Origin of the sequence: Streptomyces sp. UH6, from assembly GCF_013421635.1 — a bacterium.
GTDB classification, from domain to species: Bacteria; Actinomycetota; Actinomycetes; order Streptomycetales; family Streptomycetaceae; genus Streptomyces; species Streptomyces abyssomicinicus.
The window spans coordinates 1-1,236 of the sequence record NZ_JACADT010001318.1 but is presented as its reverse complement, the minus strand read 5'-3'; the positions used below and the strand labels follow the sequence as shown (position 1 = coordinate 1,236).

General features: G+C 72.7%; 2 protein-coding genes. Both read right to left on the bottom strand.

What is annotated here, in order from left to right; genetic code table 11:
- Positions 1 to 25: 25 nt before the first annotated feature.
- Positions 26 to 322, bottom strand: a complete 297-nt coding sequence (locus HW445_RS31570) for a hypothetical protein (protein ID WP_180224193.1) — start codon at positions 320 to 322, stop codon at positions 26 to 28.
- Positions 313 to 1,236, bottom strand: a 924-nt coding sequence (locus HW445_RS31565; protein ID WP_180224192.1) for an ATP-binding protein, incomplete at its 5' end; no start/stop codon positions are given. The genes HW445_RS31565 and HW445_RS31570, both read right to left, overlap by 10 nt.

The window sequence follows — 1,236 nt, the reverse complement described above, 5'->3', positions numbered from 1 at the left end:
CGGGTGTCCTGGGTGGGGGAGCCGCTCACCGGGTCACCTCCCCGTGGCCGCTGAGTCCCTGGTGCACGGCGCGGGCCAGTTCCTGGCCGAGGCGTCGTGCCGAGAGTCCCGAGGGCAGGGGCGGCAGACCGGTGAGGGCGTCGGCGCGCAGCGCGCCGTCGGCCGCGAGCGGAACGCCGTGGGCGCGGATCAGCCGGGTCAGTTCGTGCTCGAAGGCGGCCGAGACGTGGTCCGCGTCCACGCGGAAGCCGTGGAGGGCGAGTTCACCGATCTCCACCCGGATCTCGCGGGGCTCCGTGCCGCTCCCCCCGTTCACACCCATCCCCGTACCTCCCCCGGCGTCAGGGACCGCTCCAGCTTCTGGTACTCCGTACGGGCGGCCGCCAGCATGTGCCGCATCTGCAGCCGGTCGCCCTCCTCGGCGGCGAGGAACGCGCCGGACAGGGCGATGTTGCGGATCGAGCCGCCCGCCACGGTGAGCTGGGCGAGCAGATCCGGGTCGATGCCCTTCACCGGGGTCTGCCGCGGGATCACCCGGCGCCAGATCTCCGCCCGTTCGTGCTCGGCGGGGAAGGGGAAGTCGACGACGAAGCGGATGCGGCGCAGGAACGCGGTGTCCAGGGCCTGCTTCATGTTGGTGGTGAGGACGGCGAGACCTCGGTACGCCTCCATACGCATCAGCAGGTAGCTGACCTCGAGGTTCGCGTACCGGTCGTGGCTGTCCTTGACCTCGCTGCGCTTGCCGAAGAGCGCGTCCGCCTCGTCGAACAGCAGCAGAGCGCCGCCGCGTTCGGCGGCGTCGAAGACGCGGCGCAGGTTCTTCTCGGTCTCGCCGATGTACTTGCTGACCACCTGGGACAGGTCGATCACGAACAGGTCGAGGCCGAGTTCCTTCGCCATCACCTCGGCGGCCAGCGTCTTGCCGGTGCCGGAGCCGCCCGCGAACATCGCGGTGACGCCGAGGCCGCGGCGCAGGGTCCCGGCGAAGCCCCACTCCTGGTGGACGGTGGCCCGCTGCCGTACGTGCGCGACGATCTCCCGCAGCACGCCCGACTGCCGCTCGTGCAGCACCAGGTCGTCCCAGTCGGCCGCCGGCTCGATGCGCCGGCCGAGCTGGTCCATGCCGACCCTGGCCTCCTCCAGACCGGCCTGCCAGGCGAGCCGGGCGGCGTCCGGCCGGTCCTCGTCCGTCAGCCGGCGGCCCACGGTGGCGGCGGCCGACCGCACGACGTGCGG